Source organism: Methanoculleus chikugoensis (genome assembly GCF_019669965.1).
GTDB classification, from domain to species: Archaea; Halobacteriota; Methanomicrobia; order Methanomicrobiales; family Methanoculleaceae; genus Methanoculleus; species Methanoculleus chikugoensis.
Genome location: NZ_AP019781.1, coordinates 61,229 through 77,988, shown reverse-complemented (window position 1 = coordinate 77,988; position 16,760 = coordinate 61,229). Strand labels below are relative to the sequence as shown.

Genomic DNA, 16,760 nt, shown 5'->3' with positions numbered 1-16,760 from the left:
GACTTCATTCCGTCTCCCTGTCGTTCCCTTCAATCGAGACGGGATCTCCCCGCCTGCGAAGGTTTAGATGGGGGTGCATCCACTGGTACAGTACTGAGACGAATATCCTGTAGTCGGAGGTGAAGACGATCCGGCGCAGCTGGTTCGGCCGGCCGACACACGTCCCCTCGTCGACCACGCCCCCTCTCGTGCGCCACCGCGACCGATGAAGAGCGATAGCATGCCTGTTCCAGAGGACTGGCCGTTTGCATACACACTTATTGCCGCCATCCTTCTCATCGTCATCCCTGCAATCAGCCTTCTAGCGGTCTACGACTACCTGCAGGCTGAGGAGAGGATGACCTCGGACCTCGCCACCCTCCAGGGCGTCACCGAAAAGAGCATCCGCGAATCGATCACGGATGTGGATACCGGGCTCAAGCTCTTCGACGATTCGCTCAATCTGCGGTTGCAGAGAGGGTTCTCGCTCTTCCTTGAGGAGTACGAGCGGGCGGGACGCGATCCGTCCGGGATGGATCTCGCCGGGCTCAAAGAGGAGCTCGGCGAGGATATGGATTTTTACGTCATCAACGCAAACGGCGTCATCGAGTATACCACCCATCCTCCCGACCGGGGCCTTGACTTCAGAAAGTTCCCGGACTTCTACGAAGAGGTCACGCGGATGCGCCTCGGGCACGAGTTCTCCCCCGACCGCGTTGTCTACGAGCACTCAACCGGGCAGGTCCGGAAGTTCGCCTATATGCCCACCCCGGATCACCGCTACCTGTTCGAGATCGGGCTCGTGCCGGGTGCATCCGTCGAGGAGCGGAACCGGGTGCGCTCGCTGGAGAGCACACGGGAGTTCGTTGCCTTAAACCCTTACCTCGACTCGGTCCGCGTCTTCGATGTCTTTGGGAACCCCGTTGGGGATGCCGGCGGGTCCCCCGGCCCCGGAGTCCGTGAACTCGTCGCCGGGACGATCGTTCCCGGCAGAATGGACTACGAGGTGCGGGACGAGCACGGGAGGCAGGTCCGTTACCTCTTCGTCGACCTGAAAGATCCCGACTACCCGTCCGACCCGAGCGTCGTCGTCGAGTTGACGTACAACACGGCACGTATCCGGAGCCAGCTCGACCGGATGCTCTACTCTCGCGCGGCCGTTGCCTTCCTCGCGATCATACTCTCGAGCGGGATCATCTTCCTCGTGGCTCGCCGCCTCACGCGGCCTATCGAGGAGATCATCGACGACGTCGATATCATCGCGCAGGGGGATCTCGACCACACCGTCCGGGTCTCGGCGACCCGGGAGGTCGTGCGGCTCGAGCGGAGCATCAACACGATGGTCGCGAACCTTAAATCGGGCATACAGAATCTCCGGAAGTCGGAAGAGACGATACGGGAGTACAGCGAGCACCTGGAGGAGCAGGTCGAGGCGCGCACGGCGGAGTTGAAGAGGTCGACGGAGAAGGCAAACCTCTACCTGGATATCATGACGCACGATATCAGGAACGCCACGAATACCGCGAGCCTGTATGCGGATCTCCTCATGGATGAACTCGAGGGGGAGCAGCGGGGTTACACCGGGAAACTGCAGAAGAGTCTCAGAAAGAACATCGAGATCATCCGGAACGTCAACACCATCCGGCAGATCCAGGAGGAGGCCGTCGTCCTCCGGCCGGTCGCTCTCGACCCCGTCATCCGGGCGGAGATCGAGCATTACCCGGACGTCTCGATCACCTATGCCGGCACCACGGCTACCGTCCTCGCCGACGACCTCGTACCAGAGGTGTTTACGAATCTCATCGGCAACGCGGAGAAGTTTGCCGGCCCGGGAGGGCAGATCGTCCTCCGGGTCGAGGAGCGCGGGGAGGAGATTGAGGTCTCGGTCGAGGACGGCGGGCCGGGGATCCCCGATGAGAGGAAGCCATATCTCTTTACCCGTTTCAGCGGCGGAGACGGCGAGAAGAGCGGCCGTGGTCTCGGTCTCTACATCTGCCGGATGCTTATTGAGCGCTACGGCGGGAAGATCTGGGCGGACGACCGGGTCGAGGGCCGCCCGGAGGAGGGCGCAGCCATCCGGTTCACCCTCCGGAAGGCTGCCTGATCCTACCCGACGATCTCCTGCACCCGCCCGACCTGGCCGTCGCGGAGCCGGACCTTGATCCCGTGCGGGTGAAACGACGAGTTCGTCAGGATCTCGGCGACGACGCCCCGGGTGCGCTTGCCGGTCTTCTGGTCGCGCTTGAGCACGATATCCACCGTCATCCCGGGTTTGATGGCGGCCCTGTTCTGTCCGTTCATGACAAAAAGTTGTGGGGGGTCACTCTTCCCCGCCGCTCTCTTCCGCTCCGTCCCCGTTCTGCCCCGGGACGATGGTCTTCATCTGCGGGAAGAGGAGCACTTCCTTGATCGAGTCCTTGCCGGTGAGGAGCATCACCAGCCGGTCGATCCCGATGCCGACGCCGCCCGTCGGGGGCATCCCGTAGCCGAGCGCGTTGATGAAGTCGTAGTCGATCATCTGCGCTTCGAGATCGCCCTTCCGGCGCTTTGCGTCCTGCAGTTCGAGCCGGGCTTTCTGGTCGAGGGGATCGTTCAACTCCGAGAAGCCGTTCGCCATCTCCATCCCGGCGATGAAGAGTTCGAACCGCTCCGTCATCCCTTCCTTCGAGCGGTGCTTCTTTGCAAGCGGCGAGTTCTCGATCGGGAAGTCGTAGACGAACGTCGGCTGGATGAGGTGCTTCTCGCCGAAGTGCTCGAAGAAGAGGACCAGGTACTCGCCCCGGGTCGTGGCGCTCTCGCAGCCCTCGACGCAGTGCTCGAAGCCGAACGCGCGGAGTTCTTCGAGGCTCATGGCCCCGAAATCGATCCCGGCGTACTCCCGCACAGCCTCCTCCATCGTGAGGCGGCGCCAGGGCCGGGAGAAGTCCAGGTCGTGCCCGGCAAACGTGCAGGTGGTCGTCCCGAGCACCTTCTCCGCAAGGAACGAGAAGATCTCCTCGGTGAGGTCCATCATGTCGTTGTAGTCCCGGTAGGCCTCGTAGATCTCCACCATCGAGAACTCCGGGTTGTGGTTGGTGTCGATGTCTTCGTTCCTGAAGTTCTTTGCGAGCTCGAAGACCTTCTCGAACCCGCCGACGACCAGGCGCTTGAGGTAGAGTTCCGGCGCGATCCGGAGGTAGAGTTTCTGGTCGAGGGCGTTGTGGTGGGTCGTGAACGGCCGGGCGTTCGCGCCGCCGTAGATCGGCTGCAGGGTGGGCGTCTCGAACTCTAGGTAGTCCCGCTCGAAGAGGAACTGCCGCATGAGCGATAGGATCCTGCTCCGCGTCCGGAAGGTCTCGCGGCTCTCCTCGTTCATGATCAGGTCGAGGTAGCGCTGCCGGTAGCGGGTCTCGACGTTCTTGAGCCCGTGGAACTTCTCGGGAAGCGGGCAGACCGACTTCGTGAGGAGTTCGAACCGGTCGACCCAGACGGTGATCTCGCCCATCTTCGTCCGGAAGACGTGGCCGACGACGCCGACGATGTCCCCGGCATCGACGTACTGGCGGAAGAGGTCGAACTGCTCCTCGCCGAGGTCGTTCTTCCGCAGGTAGATCTGGATCCTGCCGGTCGAGTCCCCGATGTCGGCGAATATCGTCTTGCCGTGCTGGCGGACGACGTAGACGCGGCCGGCGGTGCTGACCTCCTCTTCGCTCTTGTCGTGCTCGATCGTGGAGAACCGCTCCTTGATCTCCTCGACGGTATCCCTGCGGTCGAAGGTGTAGGGATAGACCGTCACCCCGCGTTCGCGCAGTTCCTGTATCTTGTCGATCTTTGCCGTGTCAAAACAGGTATGATCCATATCGCTCATTGTACAAATCGCTCCATTCGTCCTGCAGCCCGGAACCCGGCCGGAAATCCGGAGTCGGCGCCGCTCCGGCGAGACCGGGCCGCACGCACGCCGGGAAATTCTATATAGTGTTCACCTTCGGGGGTATTAAATTGGCGACGGGCCGTGAGGAACGACTGTCCGTAGGACAGGAGTTGGAGAAGACCGAAGGTCTTCGAGTGGCGACGGGTGGGAGCATAGTGCGACTGGCCGCAGGGCCAGATCCGTGCAGGAGAGACAGCGCGCCCCGGAGTAGCAGTGCAAAGGAGAGAATGAAGATCTGCTTCACTTAACTGCTCTCGCCGGTTGCAGGTACGATTTGCGCCCGCATTCCCGCTTTTCTGTTCATTTTGTTTCCCTTCTATGGTGGTTCCATGCTCGTTCCGGCAACCTGCATTTTCCCGCATCGCCCTCCCCTACGCTTTCACATCACCCTGTTCCATGAGAGAGGGGAGAGGGGCGTCGGTTCCGCTTCGGTCATTCCCATTCAGTCACTTCCCCATATGAGGGGTAGAGGTAGAAGATCGTCGTATCGTCATAGGCCATAATCACCCTCTCGTTGTGATGATCGACGACCACAAACAGGCCCATATACGGGTTTACCGCCTGGTGATAGTCTTCCTCCTCGGGGAAGGGTTCTGACGTCCACGGGTGCCCCCTCCAGATCGTGGCGCTGCAACGTCCTCTGCCGGTCTGCCTCTCCCATTCGTCCACTTCGATGAAGAACGACAGCGACAGTTCATCGTTCCTGAACTCCACGTCGATGTGCTCCCGGTTCGGGTCCTCCCCCTCAAAGCCCGTCCGGATCGAGGTGATCTGCCATCCGCCCTCAAGCAGAATCCCGGCCCGCTGGTCGGCGAGGACGATCTCGATCACCTCTGTTGCGTTGACATCGAACGTTCTCACCGGGATCTCGGAGACGTTGATGGGGATCGAGACATCCCCTCGCTCGTAGTGGAGGACCGGGGCGGGTGTGACGGTTTCCGTGGCGTTCGCCCCCGGGAAGTCGATGCACCCGGCCCCGAGCGCCAGGAGCAGCAGCGTAAGGGAGAGAATGAAGATCCGCTTCATCCTGACGCCTCCACGCTTTCATACCACTCTCTCCCGTACGAGGGGTAGAGGTAGAAGATCGTCGTTTCGTTGTAGACCATCACTACCCGATCGTTGTGGTGATCGAAGACATATATCCAGTCAACGCCCCTTCTGTTCGTCCAGTTCTGGTGATAGTCCTCAGGGTAGGGGCCTGCAAACGGTCCTCCAAGCCAGCGCGGGACGTTGCAGCGCCCCCAGCCGGTGTGCCCCTTCTGTTCGTCCACTTCGATGAAGAACGACGGTGACGGTTCATCGCTCCGGAACTCTACGTCGACATGCGTCCTCAAGTCGTAATCATAACTTGTCTGGACCGAGGCTATCTTCCACCCGCCCTCAAGCAGGGCCCCGGCCCGCTGGTCGGCGAGGAGGGTCTCGATCACCTCCGTGACATTGGCGTCGAATCCCCGCACTGGAATCTTGGATGTGTTGATCGGGATCAAGACGTCCCCCCGCTCGTAGTGGAGGACCGGGGCGGGGGTGACGTTTTCCGTTGCATTTGTCTCCGGGGGGTCGATACACCCGGCCCCGAATGCCAGAAGCAGCAGCATAAAAAGGAGAAAGGAAATTTGTCTCATCATTCATCAGTTGTAGGTATGGAGGCACACACGCGAAGGATTCTGAATGATCTGCACCTGGCAGTATCGCATGATCTCATAAGGAACCTCGGTTGAGTACCATGGCTCCAGGTCGATGCTCATGGGCGCCCCATAACTCTTGTACACCATGTCGTAGAAGAGCGTGTCGCCCGGCACATCAGTGTTGTCGTCAATATTCCAGCCTTCAAGGACGCAGCCGACACGGCATCCGGCCCCCGGCTGCATGCATTGCGTTGACAGCGAACTGTATTGGCCCGTTGTATGGTCGTAGATGGTGATAGACCAGAGATTGAGACTGCTGCTCCAGTAGATACGCCCTCTCATCGTATGTCCGGTGGCGGTGCCGAACAGGGGCCCATAATAACTATCCTGGTAGTTGGGACTGTATGCCGCCCAGGCCTGCCCTTCCCATTGATGGGTGGATCCGTTGTAGGCCAGCACCGGCTGCAGCAGGTACGTCGTTGACCCGACAGTCCTCTCTATGCCGTTGAAGAGATAGATCCTCTCATTAATCGCAAGACCTGAAGGCGGGCTGGATGGGACCGTCCAGTATGCTGTATACTCGGTAATCTCGGAATTTGGTCTATCCTCTGCTGATTCTACCCAACTATTACCGGTCCACATCTTTGGCTCCGCCACATTCCGACCGGAGGACGGAGTCTTATCAATGACGGTCAGGATCAGTTCTCCGGCAGCATCAAGGACGAAGGTCTGATCTCCGCGGTGATACACTCTTGAGTCGTTCGGGAGTTGATGCAGTCGGGTACAGGATTTTTCGACACCAGCAGGTGTGGGTAGTTTTCCGGATTTTTCGTCACTGATCGAGAGCAACTGGTTCCCATTTTTGTCGAACACCTGGGTGATTCCATCGGCTGCGTGGACGACGATCGAACCGAGCGGGATCCCCCCTTCCGTCCTACTGTCTGTGATTCGTCGCTCCGATTGGGGGCTTAATGCCTCGGAGATGGCTATCGTCTCAATCGATGGGTCGACGTTCAGTTGAGGAGGCGAGTACCGATCAAAATCGATTCCGGCGCCTTCGCCCGCGATTGCGCTTGCAATTGGCACAAAACCCGTGCTTACCAGCATTGCCGCCAGGAGCAAGGGGAATGCCTGCATGCCTATTTTTTTGTTCATCTCGTTTTCCTCCGTTTTTTTACCCGGAGGCGGATAAAGCAACACCTTCAAGTACGCAGAGCGCGTAGATCCTGTTGCCTCCGGGCATGCGGGGCTCTTCATCCGGGGCGTCAACCGGGGATGGGGGGGTCCCGCGCATCTCGGGATACCAGTACAGGTATCCACGCTGGAGAGCTCAACGTTTCTCTATATACCTTTTCTGTGACACGCATCTACACGTTGGGCCTGTGCTGGATTACCCCCTCGAAAAACCGGCCTCCATAGGCATGAAACCGGCACCGCGCCGAACGGCGAGATCCGTGGCCGGAGGTGTGAAACCTCCTCTCTCTTCAGAGGTTGTTCCCGGGTGGTTGAGATGGGGTCGGCCCCAAATCACAATGCATAAGAAGGTTATACGAGTTATTGTCAATAGTGTGGGCATGGCAGAGGAGACGGGGAGCGACGTAGCGATAGAGCGGCTTGCCGCCGTCATCGGAGAATGCCGGAAATGCCCCCTCTGGGAGGATACCCACCATGCAGTTCCGGGGGAGGGGAATCCCCGGGCCGAACTCATGCTCATCGGCGAAGCGCCGGGAAGACAGGAGGATCTCACCGGGAGGCCGTTTGTCGGCCGGGCGGGGAAGCTCCTCGACGGCCTCCTCTCGGGTATCGGTTTATCGCGTGACGATGTCTTCATCGCGAACATCGTCAAGCACCGGCCGCCCGGGAACCGCGACCCCGGTGAAGAGGAGATCCGGGCCTGCACCCCGTATCTTGAGGAGCAGATCCGGATCGTCGGGCCGAAGGTGATCGTGATGCTCGGCCGGCACTCGAGCAGGTATATCCTCTCCTTCCTCTCCGTCGAGTTCGACCGGATCACGGAGATCCGGGGGACGGTCTACCCCGGCCTTCTCTTCGGCCACCCGGTCCGACTCATCCCCACCCTCCACCCTGCCGCCGCGCTCTACAACCCGGGATACCGGGAGTCCCTGGAAGAGGACTTCCGGATCATCGGGCGCGAACTCGCGGCGGCCGGAGAGTTCACGAGACAGGATTGAAGAAGATCATGGCAAAAGAGCGTTCATGCGGGGCAGTCGTCGTCCGACAGGATACGGATCTCCAGTACCTCATCCTCCAGTACGGGGCCGGGCACTGGGATCTGGTGAAAGGGCACGGTGAGCGCGGCGAGAGCGAGGAAGAGACGGTGCTTCGCGAACTCGAGGAGGAGACCGGGATCACCCGCGCGGAGTTCGTCCCCGGGTTCCGCGAGGAGGTTCACTACTTCTTCCAGCGCCGGGCGCATACGGTCTACAAGGAGGTCGTCTACTATCTGATCAAGACGCCGGAGGAGGAGGTGACGCTCTCGGACGAACATATCGACTACCGGTGGCTCCCCTACGGCGAGGCGCAACAGACGATCACCTTCGCGAACTCGAGGAGAGTCGTCGAGGGGGCGCACGCGCACTTGAAGGCCACGCGGAACCCGAAGAACGCGTGACCGGAAGATCCCGCCCCGCCTGTCGTTACATTTTTCGTTCCTCGGGGAGTTCCTTCACTTCCTTCCCGAGGAAGTAACCCACGATGGTCCTGATCGTGACGAGCGACCCGAGGATGATCAGATCCTGGAACGTCGGTTCGAGGATTGTCTTGATGACGTCCGCGGCAACGAAGAACTCAAGGCCGATCAGGATGCGCGTGGTGAACGTCCACCGGATGTCGCGGTAACTCTGTTTCCGGATGCGTGTCTCCCGCGCCAGGAGTTCGACCATCGCGATCGCTGCCCCGTAGGCGATGAAGAGCGCCCCGAACGTCCCGAGGACCGTCCCGGTGATTCCGATGAACGTCTCAAGCACTATATGCCCCCCGCCGGGCATATCGGTGACGATGGGCTTATACGTTATCCCGGAGGGCGCCTCCGGGCTCTCAGGCGCTCCCCGGTTCCAGGGGCACGACGAAGCGGAACCCGTTGTAGCGTTCGACCGTCACGGAGACGCCGTAGACCGCCTCGATGGTCCCTGGCGTCACCACGTCGGGGCCCCCTGCGGCATGGATGACCCCGTCCTTTAAGAGAATGAACCGGTCGGCGTAGCGGAGCGCCATGTTCAGGTCGTGCATCGTCATCACCGCGGCGACGTCGTGCTCCGCCGTCACATGCCGGACGATCCCGAGGATCTCGATCTGGTTCTTGAGATCGAGGCTGCTCGTCGGTTCGTCGAGGAGCAGCACCCGGGGCTCCTGCACGAGGGCTCTCGCGATGCTCACCTTCTGGAGTTCTCCGCCGCTCATCTCGTCGATGTAGCGGAGTGAAAGAGTTTCGAGGTGAAGCATCCGGATCGCCGCCTCGACGATCCGGATATCCTTATCCGTCACGTCCCACCCGATATGCGGCCGCCGGCCGAGGAGGACGGCGTCAAAGACGGTCATCCGGCCGGCCTCGCACCGTTGCGGGACATAGCCGACCTTCCGGGCGATCTCCATCCTGTCCGCGGCGAGGAGATCCGCCCCCTCGATGAGGACGGATCCGGCCTTCGGCCGCAGGATGGTGTTCATGCACTTCAGGAGCGTCGTCTTCCCGACACCGTTCGGCCCCAGGATCGCGAGGATCTGGTGGGGCGAGAGTTCGAACGTGATATCCCGGATGACCGGGGCGCTCCGGTAGTTGAACGCCACGCCGTCGACGTCGAGGATCATCGCCGGTACCCCCGCAGGAGCAGGTAGATGAAGACCGGTGCGCCCAAAAACGCCGTGAGCACGGCTACCGGGAGGATGTAGGGAGCCACGATGATCCGGGCGACCGTGTCCGAAGCGAGGAGGAGGAGCCCGCCCATCACGCAGGAGCCCGGGATCAGGTAGCGCTGGTCGTCGCCGATGAGCCTCCTCATCATATGCGGGCAGACGAGCCCCACAAATCCGATGACCCCGAGGAACGAGACGATCACGGCGGATACGAGCGCCGCGACGACCATCCCGACGTCGCGAACCCGCTCAACGCTGACACCGAGGCCTTTCGCGGTCTCATCGCCCGCGTCGATCGCGTTGTAGTTCCAGCGGTTCGCGATGAAGTAGAGCGAGGCCGCTGTCGTGACAAAGGCCATGATCCCGAGTTCCTGCCAGCTGGCCCGGCCGACGTCGCCGAACGTCCAGAAGACGACGGCGGCGAGCTGGGTGTCGTCGGCGAAGTACTGCAGAAACATCGTCCCCGCCGTGAAGAGCGAGGAGAGGGCGACGCCGGCGAGGACCATCACCTCAGGAGACGCCCCGCGTATCCGGGATATGAGCAGGATCACGGCCGTCGCAAGGAGACAGAAGATGAACGCAACCAGCGTCGTCACGTAGGGGTTGTTCAGGGTGACGGCGTCGGCGACCGTGGAATGCATCTGTCCGGTGCCGAGGACGATGACCGAGACGGCAGCCCCGAATGCCCCGGCGTTCGAGATGCCGAGCGTGAACGGCGAGCCGAGCGGGTTACGGAGGATCGACTGCATGGCGACCCCCGCCACCGAGAGCCCCACCCCGGCGACGATCGCGGCAAGCGCCTGCGGGAGGCGGATGTTCCAGACGATCCGGTCGGTGCTGGTGGGGTTGAGAACGGTGCCGGGGTTGAGGAGCAGGTGTATCCGGTCGACGATACCGTTCACGATGGAGAGGAAGACCTCGTACGGGGGGATGCTGACCGCACCGACCGATATGGATACGATCAGGAGGATAAAGAGGAGGACCACCCCCCCGAGTATCCAGAGGTGCTTTCGGCGGACGTAGCCCACGTAGTCCGTGGGGATGGCCCCGTCTGCAAAGTGCATCTCGTCATATCCTCCTGTTTAGACCCGGGTCTACAGCGTGATCTCCGCGAACCCGAGGTTCCGATACTGATTTTTGTGTTCATCAAAGACTGGTTTCCCGATGAAGAAGGTGTAGATCTCGTCCGCTTTTTCCTCGGGGTCAACATCCTCGAACCGGTCGGGGTAGAGGGTCTTGCCGATGAAGTAGGCGTTGGCAAGCACGGTCTCGTAGTTCGTGCTGTAGAAGTTATATGGGAGAACACCGTAGACCCGGCCTTCCTTTGTGGCAGTAAGTCCCTTGAGCGCGGGATCGGTCTTCAGTTCCCCGATCGCCCCGTCGCTCTCCATCTGGATCGTGCCGACGTCAATGAAGAGATAGTCGGGATCCCAATCGACGAGCGCCTCTTTCGCGACGTCCGCGTGAGCCGTGCCGAGTCCGGCCGCGACGTTCTTTGTATTCACCCAAGAAAACGGCGGGTAGGCCGGTTCGGTGGAGATGATGCCGTGGGCGCCTGCCGAGGAGACACCGCCGATGTAGACCGTCTTCTGGTCGGCTTCGGGGATATCGGCGGTCCGGGCTTCAAGGTCGGCGATCGTCGCCTCGATGTAGGCAATCACCTCTTCGGCGCGGCCCTGTTTCCCGAGAACCTCGCCCATCGTGCGGAGCCCGGTGTACATCTCGGCCTTTTCGGCGTCGTTCCGCAGCGAGCCGTAGGGGAACGCCACGACCGGGATCCCGGTCTTCTCCTGGAGTTTGTCGGCTTCGGCTGCACTGGTACCGTATGCCGTTCCGGTGGACCCTGTCTTGAAGACGACCGCGGGACCGATCCCGAGGATCTTCTCCGGGTCGTCCTTGCCCCGGAACTCACCGATCAGGGGGAGGTTCTTGAACTGTGACCCGTAGGCGAGGGCGTAGGGCCGGCCTTCTATCGTCTGATCTTTCTTTTCGATGTCGTCGACGCCGACGGTGAGGTCCTGGCTCTGCAGGTAGACGAGGTAACGGAGACACCCGGAACCCGAACTGACGACGCTCTCCGGCGGCGAAGGAACGGTGACCGTCCGGCCGAACCCGTCGGTGATCGTGACGGTTTCGCCGGTGCCGCCCTGGACGGTCCCGGTGCCGGTGCACCCGGCGGCAAGCATGACAAGAACGAGGGCCGCAAGCACTGCGGCTGTGAGGCCCCCTCTATATCGGAACGGTGGCATACTAATATCTGTAGTAGTAACACTGTTTATTATAGTTATCGAAATACTCTCTATCGAGTATGATTCAATTCCAATTCGTAATACCCACTGTGGTGATCAGCCGAATCGACATGGCGTCCCCGGGTTTTGGACGTCGGATCCGAATGTCCGGCGCTCTTCCACGGCATTTGGCCGGTTAAACTCCTTTTTACTGTTTTCTCTGGCGGAAATCTGCCCCGTTCCCCCGGGGCGGATATTTATTATGGAAGACCCGACCAACCGATGCACCAGGACGCCGGTCATGCATCCCGGCAGGATCGGCATATCGTGAGGAATCCAGATGCCGGAGAGGATGTTAACCGAATCTGAGGGCTACCGCTTGCTCGAATCGTGCGGGATACCGGTGCCCCCCCATCACCTCGCCACCAGCGCCTCCGATGCGCGGGCGGCCGCCGGGCGGATAGGCTACCCCGTCGTCATGAAGGTCATCTCGCCGGAGATCGTCCACAAAAGCGATGTCGGCGGGGTCGTAACCGGGATCGAGAGCCCTGAAGGGGCAGAAGAGGCGTTCCGGACAATCATGCAGAACGCCGCCGTCCGTGCCCCGGAGGCGACGGTCACCGGCATCATCGTCGAGAAACAGATGCCCGCGGGGCTCGAGGTGCTGATCGGCGGAAAGACCGATCCTTCGTTCGGGAAGGTGATCACGTTCGGTCTCGGGGGGAAACTGGTGGAACTTCTCGCAGACGCCTCCATCCGGGTGCTGCCCGCAACCGAAGGCGAGATCCGCGCCATGATCCGCGAGATCGAGGGCTACCGGCTCGTCCGGGGATACCGGGGCGAGGCCCCGAAGGACGAGGAGGCGCTCGTCCGCGTCATCGCCGCCATGGCACAGACCTTCATCGAAGATCCGCGTATCAGGGAGTTCGACCTGAACCCCGTCATCGTGTATGAGAAAGGTGTCAGCGTCGTCGATGCAAGGATCATCGTCGGGGAGACCGCCGGGGGGGCGGCTTCCCGGCTCAGCGTCCGGGCGCCCCCGGATATCTTCTACCCGGAATCCATCGCCGTGATCGGCGCCTCCGCAAGCCCGAACAAGGTGGGCTACTCGGTTCTGCGGAACCTGCTCTCGTTTTCCGGCAACCTCTACCCGGTCAACCCCTCGAGGAGCGAGCTCTTCGGGCGAACAACCTACCCCTCCGTTCTGGACATCCCGGGCCCGGTCGACTGGGCGGTCATCGCCGTGCCCGCCCGGATCGTCCCGGAGGTGATGGAGGAGTGCGGGAAGAAAGGCGTCCGTCTCGCGGTCATCGTCACCGCCGGGTTCCGCGAGATCGGCGGTGAAGGCACGGCTCTCGAAGAGAAGGTCACGGCGATTGCAAGGCGGCACTCCATCCGGATCATCGGCCCGAACTGTCTCGGGATCATGATGCCTCACATGAGGATCAACGCCACGTTCGACCCCGTCTCGCCGAGAGCGGGAGACGTTGCCTTCATCTCCCAGAGCGGCGCGATCATCACCACCGTCATCGACTGGAGCCTCCCCGAGGAGTTCGGGTTCTCGACCGTCATCAGCGTCGGCAACCAGGCGGATCTCGGGTTCGAGCATTTTCTTCGGTTCGCCGAGCAGGACACCATGACCCGGTCGGTCACCCTGTACATCGAGGAGATCCAGGACGGACGCGGGTTCATGCAGATCGTCGGCGAGGTCGCCGGAAGAAAGCCGGTGGTGGCGGTGAAGTCCGGGTCGTCCCGGAAGGGGAAGGCCGCGGCGTCGTCCCACACCGGGTCGCTCGCCGGGAGTTACGAGGTCTACATCGCGGCGTTCCGGCAGGCGGGGGTGATCCCGGCCAGGAGCCTGCGGGACGCCTTCAACCTCGCGGAACTCCTGGCCTCCGAGGGTTACCCTCGCGGCAAGCGGGCGATCGCCGTCACCAGTGCGGGGGGGTTCGCCGTCCTCGCCTCCGACTACGCCGAGGCCTACGGGGTCGATATGGTCGACCTCCCCGACGACGTGCTTCGCGAGCTCAATGCCTTCCTCCCGCCGTTCTGGAACCACGCAAACCCCATGGACATCCTCGGGGACGCCGACGCCACCCGGTTCGCCGCCCTCTTCGACGTGCTGATCCGCCACCAGGAGTTCTGGGACATCGCGTTCGTGATCGCCGTGCCGACCACGCTCGTCGATCCGGCGCACGTCGCAAACGAGATCGTCCGGTTCTCTCGCAACACGGAGAAGATGGTGGTGGGCTGCATGCTCGGCGGCGACAGCATCAGGAGCGGGCTGCGCATTCTGCGGGGCTCCCGGATCCCGAACTTCGAGGAGCTCGAGGATGCGTTCAAGGCGGTGGGCAGCATCCTTGAGGTCAGGGCCGTCCGGCAGGAGTGAAAGGATTCTGCTCCCCGGACGCCGGCAGGAAGCGCCTGCTCTCTCCCCGTATCCCCCGGAACCCTTTTATATATCCGTCCCGTATCCCGGCTCATCGGAACGGGTTCCACCACCCGGGAGATGAATTCGGATGCTGTTTGAGAAGATTAAGTCCGATATCCTTGCTCACAACTCATACATCGTCGGGGCGGACGGGGAGGCGGCGGTCATCGATCCGAGGCGCGACTGCCTGGTCTACGCGGCCGTCGCCGGGCGCGAGGGTATGAAGATCACGAAGATTTTTGAGACGCATAGAAACGAGGATTACGTCACCGGCTCCCGGGACCTCGCCCGTCCGACCGGGGCGGAGATCCTGCACGGTGCCCGGGAGGAGTTCGGGTTCGGCACCGCTGTCCGGGAGGGGGAGACGTTCTCGTTCGGTCCGCTCGAACTCGAGATCCTGGAGACGCCCGGCCATACCGTAGAGAGCATATCGCTCCTGCTCCGCGATCGATCGGTCTCCGACGATCCCCTGATGGTCTTTACCGGCGACGCGCTCTTCGCCGGGGATGTGGGGAGGACCGATCTCGCGGGCGAGGATAAGCGGCGGGAGGCCTCAGAGTTGCTGTATGAGAGCCTGCACCAGAAGATCCTCCCGCTCCCCGACGGCACGATCGTCTGCCCCGCCCACGGCGCGGGTTCCGTCTGCGGCGGGAAGATCAGCGACCGGGAGTACACGACCATCGGGTTTGAGAAGGCGACGAACAGGCTGCTCTCCCTCCCGGAGGAGACGTTCGTCGAGCGCAAAGTGAACGAACGGCTCTACGAGCCGCAGTATTTCAGGATGATGCGCAAGCTCAACCGGGAAGGGCCGCCCCTGATCTACAACCTGCCGCACCTGCGGGCGTATTCGGCCCGGGAGATCCGCTCGCTCATGGATCGGGGCGTACAGATCGTCGATATCCGGTCCCCGACGAGTTTCGCCGGCGGGCACATCCCCGGAACCATCAGTATCTGGCGGCAGGGTCTTCCCCTCTACATGGGTTACTACCTGAACTACGAGAACCCGATCGTCCTCGTGGACGACTTCAACCTGGACCTGGATCACGTGGTGCGCCACTTTGTCCGGCTCGGCTACGACAACATCGCGGGATACCTCGCGGGCGGGTTTGCAGCCTGGTTCAAGCAGGGCGAGACCGTCGAGCGCTCCGGCACCTGGTCCCCCCCCGACCTCGCCGAGAATCTGGACGACCCGTCGATCTGGGTGCTCGACGTCAGGAACGTTAATCACCGGGAGGAGGACGGCTACATCCAGGGATCGCACCACATCTACGTCGGGCATCTCGAGGAGCATATCGACGAGATCCCGGAGGATAAGCGGATCGTCGTCCACTGCGACGCCGGGTTCAAGGGGAGCCTTGCGGCGAGCATCCTGGAGAAGCACGGGTTTAGAAACGTCACGAACCTGCTCGGCGGCACGATCGGGTGGAAGGCGGCGAACTACCCGCTCGTCAAGGACGAGGAGAAACCCCTCTCCGTCCCTCCGGCGATGTAGAGGCGGGGCCGGGATGGCGTGCAGGTTGTCCGGGCCTGCGTATGCCCACCTCCACCGGATCCCGGGACGACTTATCGCCCCGAACTGCCCGCCCCCGGAACAGCGGGAGTTAAAGGACCGAAGGTGCGGGCTTCGTCCGGACTATTTCCTGATCCCGCTACTACTATCGCCGTCTCCCTCCTGCCTTGCTCCGGCTGAACCTCTCCCTGTAGCCGGCACGCCGCTCCCGACCATCCGGGTATTACGCTGCAAATCTTTATCTGGGTGGTATGCCTCAGGGTGACCGTGGAGGAATGAACATGGCAACAACGGGTGGGCCTTCCGTGGCCAAAGTCATCGAGTTGATCGGCAGCTCCCCGACCGGATGGGAGGATGCGGCGGCCAATGCAGTGAAAGAAGCCGCGAAAACGGTTAAAAACATACGACATGTCTACCTGAGTGAATGCACCGCGAAGGTGGACGGCGGTCGGATCGTGGAGTATCGTGCCAACGTGAAAGTTGAGCCTTTCCCGTCATTCTTTTTCGAGGTGTCTCTCCGGGTCGGCGAATTATTGATGAAAACTCCCCTTCGACTTGCACCAGAGATACCTCGCAGTCGTCGCGGCTGCACTGGACCGATCCCGGATCTCGCGGTAGGGTTTGCCTGCGTGTGGAGCGCCGCTTCGTTGTGGGTTATCTTTGCACCCTGCCCGCCCCGGTCTCCTCCCACCCGATGCAGACCCTGACCGGCACCCTGCCCTCGAGCGAGGCCGCGACCGGCGAGCGCCGGTAACCGTGGTCCACGAGTTCCTCGATCTTCTCCCGCGGCGCGTCGGCATCCACCCGGACGGTCAGGCGAATCTCCTCTAGTCCTGGTCGGGCCTCACCAATTTCAAGGAATCCGCCGAGATCGAGGTCGCCCGCAACATCGATCTCGATTGAATCGACCTCGATCCCGTCTTCCGCCGCGCTGTAGGCGATACCGATCGCGATGCAGGCGGAAAGCCCCGTGAGCACCAGTTCCGTCGGGCTTGCCCCCCGTTCGGTTCCGCCGAGGGCGACCGGTTCGTCGGCCGGGATGGCGAAGTTCCGGACGATCGTGGTGGAGTGGGCGCCGCCGTTCCAGCTCGTGATGGCGGAGAGGGTCTTTCTGCCCGCCGCCGGTTCCTCCTGCATCGCCGCTTTGAGGGCGTTCACCCGCTCCATATCGACCCCGTTTCGCGCGTTCATCGTGTATCCCTCCCTG

Annotated in this window: 17 protein-coding genes; 6 read left to right on the top strand and 11 right to left on the bottom strand. The window is 61.9% G+C overall.

The features are described from left to right. Nucleotides 1–4: 4 nt before the first annotated feature. Nucleotides 5–178 carry a hypothetical protein gene (locus MchiMG62_RS00370; RefSeq protein WP_221057405.1) on the bottom strand — a complete coding sequence of 58 codons (174 nt, stop codon included), beginning with the start codon at nucleotides 176–178 and terminating at the stop codon, nucleotides 5–7. Between the two features lie 42 nt (nucleotides 179–220). On the opposite strand from MchiMG62_RS00370, the gene MchiMG62_RS00365 reads away from it, so the two are divergent. Further along, nucleotides 221–2,083, top strand: a complete 1,863-nt coding sequence (locus tag MchiMG62_RS00365) for a HAMP domain-containing sensor histidine kinase (protein ID WP_221057404.1) — start codon at nucleotides 221–223, stop codon at nucleotides 2,081–2,083. A 2-nt stretch (nucleotides 2,084–2,085) separates the two neighbouring features. Here the strand turns inward: MchiMG62_RS00365 and MchiMG62_RS00360 are convergent, their stop codons facing one another. From MchiMG62_RS00360 to MchiMG62_RS00340, 5 genes are all read right to left on the bottom strand, one after another. Then, nucleotides 2,086–2,280 carry a YwbE family protein gene (locus tag MchiMG62_RS00360; protein WP_209729938.1) on the bottom strand — a complete coding sequence of 65 codons (195 nt, stop codon included), beginning with the start codon at nucleotides 2,278–2,280 and terminating at the stop codon, nucleotides 2,086–2,088. Between the two features lie 19 nt (nucleotides 2,281–2,299). Then, nucleotides 2,300–3,826, bottom strand: a complete 1,527-nt coding sequence (gene lysS / locus MchiMG62_RS00355) for a lysine--tRNA ligase (RefSeq protein ID WP_221057403.1) — start codon at nucleotides 3,824–3,826, stop codon at nucleotides 2,300–2,302. Between the two features lie 495 nt (nucleotides 3,827–4,321). Continuing rightward, a complete protein-coding gene (locus tag MchiMG62_RS00350) occupies nucleotides 4,322–4,915 on the bottom strand; it encodes a hypothetical protein (protein WP_221057402.1) in 594 nt (197 codons plus the stop codon). Beyond that, nucleotides 4,912–5,484: a hypothetical protein gene (locus MchiMG62_RS00345; protein WP_244987734.1), complete on the bottom strand. Its 573-nt coding sequence runs from the start codon at nucleotides 5,482–5,484 to the stop codon at nucleotides 4,912–4,914. The genes MchiMG62_RS00350 and MchiMG62_RS00345 overlap by 4 nt, the downstream gene beginning before the upstream one ends. 33 nt (nucleotides 5,485–5,517) lie before the next feature. After that, nucleotides 5,518–6,771, bottom strand: coding sequence for a hypothetical protein (locus MchiMG62_RS00340; protein ID WP_221057401.1), 1,254 nt, complete (start codon nucleotides 6,769–6,771; stop codon nucleotides 5,518–5,520). 317 nt (nucleotides 6,772–7,088) lie between these two features. On the opposite strand from MchiMG62_RS00340, the gene udg reads away from it, so the two are divergent. Further along, nucleotides 7,089–7,706, top strand: a complete 618-nt coding sequence (gene udg / locus MchiMG62_RS00335) for a type-4 uracil-DNA glycosylase (RefSeq protein WP_244987733.1) — start codon at nucleotides 7,089–7,091, stop codon at nucleotides 7,704–7,706. Between the two features lie 8 nt (nucleotides 7,707–7,714). Next, entirely contained in the window at nucleotides 7,715–8,146 is a 432-nt protein-coding gene (locus MchiMG62_RS00330; protein ID WP_221057399.1) for a bis(5'-nucleosyl)-tetraphosphatase, read from the top strand. A 25-nt stretch (nucleotides 8,147–8,171) separates the two neighbouring features. On the opposite strand, the gene MchiMG62_RS00325 is transcribed toward MchiMG62_RS00330, so the two are convergent. The 4 genes from MchiMG62_RS00325 to MchiMG62_RS00310 all read right to left on the bottom strand — a co-directional run bounded on the left by MchiMG62_RS00325 (nucleotide 8,172) and on the right by MchiMG62_RS00310 (nucleotide 11,633). After that, nucleotides 8,172–8,501 (bottom strand): DUF1622 domain-containing protein, encoded by a 330-nt coding sequence (locus MchiMG62_RS00325; protein WP_244987732.1) that lies wholly within the window; start codon nucleotides 8,499–8,501, stop codon nucleotides 8,172–8,174. A 70-nt stretch (nucleotides 8,502–8,571) separates the two neighbouring features. After that, entirely contained in the window at nucleotides 8,572–9,339 is a 768-nt protein-coding gene (locus MchiMG62_RS00320; protein WP_221057398.1) for an ABC transporter ATP-binding protein, read from the bottom strand. After that, the gene (locus MchiMG62_RS00315; protein WP_221057397.1) at nucleotides 9,336–10,448 is read right to left on the bottom strand and encodes a FecCD family ABC transporter permease; all 1,113 of its coding nucleotides are present in this window, start codon (nucleotides 10,446–10,448) and stop codon (nucleotides 9,336–9,338) included. The genes MchiMG62_RS00320 and MchiMG62_RS00315 overlap by 4 nt, the downstream gene beginning before the upstream one ends. A gap of 30 nt (nucleotides 10,449–10,478) precedes the next feature. Continuing rightward, nucleotides 10,479–11,633, bottom strand: a complete 1,155-nt coding sequence (locus MchiMG62_RS00310) for an iron ABC transporter substrate-binding protein (RefSeq protein ID WP_221057396.1) — start codon at nucleotides 11,631–11,633, stop codon at nucleotides 10,479–10,481. A gap of 319 nt (nucleotides 11,634–11,952) precedes the next feature. Here MchiMG62_RS00310 and MchiMG62_RS00305 point away from each other — a divergent pair, with 319 nt between their 5' ends. From MchiMG62_RS00305 to MchiMG62_RS13375, 3 genes are all read left to right on the top strand, one after another. Next, nucleotides 11,953–14,001: an acetate--CoA ligase family protein gene (locus MchiMG62_RS00305; RefSeq protein ID WP_221057395.1), complete on the top strand. Its 2,049-nt coding sequence runs from the start codon at nucleotides 11,953–11,955 to the stop codon at nucleotides 13,999–14,001. 130 nt (nucleotides 14,002–14,131) lie between these two features. Next, nucleotides 14,132–15,535 carry an MBL fold metallo-hydrolase gene (locus MchiMG62_RS00300; protein WP_221057394.1) on the top strand — a complete coding sequence of 468 codons (1,404 nt, stop codon included), beginning with the start codon at nucleotides 14,132–14,134 and terminating at the stop codon, nucleotides 15,533–15,535. 269 nt (nucleotides 15,536–15,804) lie between these two features. Further along, nucleotides 15,805–16,260 carry a dodecin family protein gene (locus MchiMG62_RS13375; protein WP_425331894.1) on the top strand — a complete coding sequence of 152 codons (456 nt, stop codon included), beginning with the start codon at nucleotides 15,805–15,807 and terminating at the stop codon, nucleotides 16,258–16,260. Here MchiMG62_RS13375 and MchiMG62_RS00290 read toward each other — a convergent pair. After that, nucleotides 16,208–16,744, bottom strand: coding sequence for an OsmC family protein (locus MchiMG62_RS00290; protein ID WP_221057392.1), 537 nt, complete (start codon nucleotides 16,742–16,744; stop codon nucleotides 16,208–16,210). The genes MchiMG62_RS13375 and MchiMG62_RS00290 overlap by 53 nt on opposite strands. Nucleotides 16,745–16,760 lie beyond the last annotated feature (16 nt).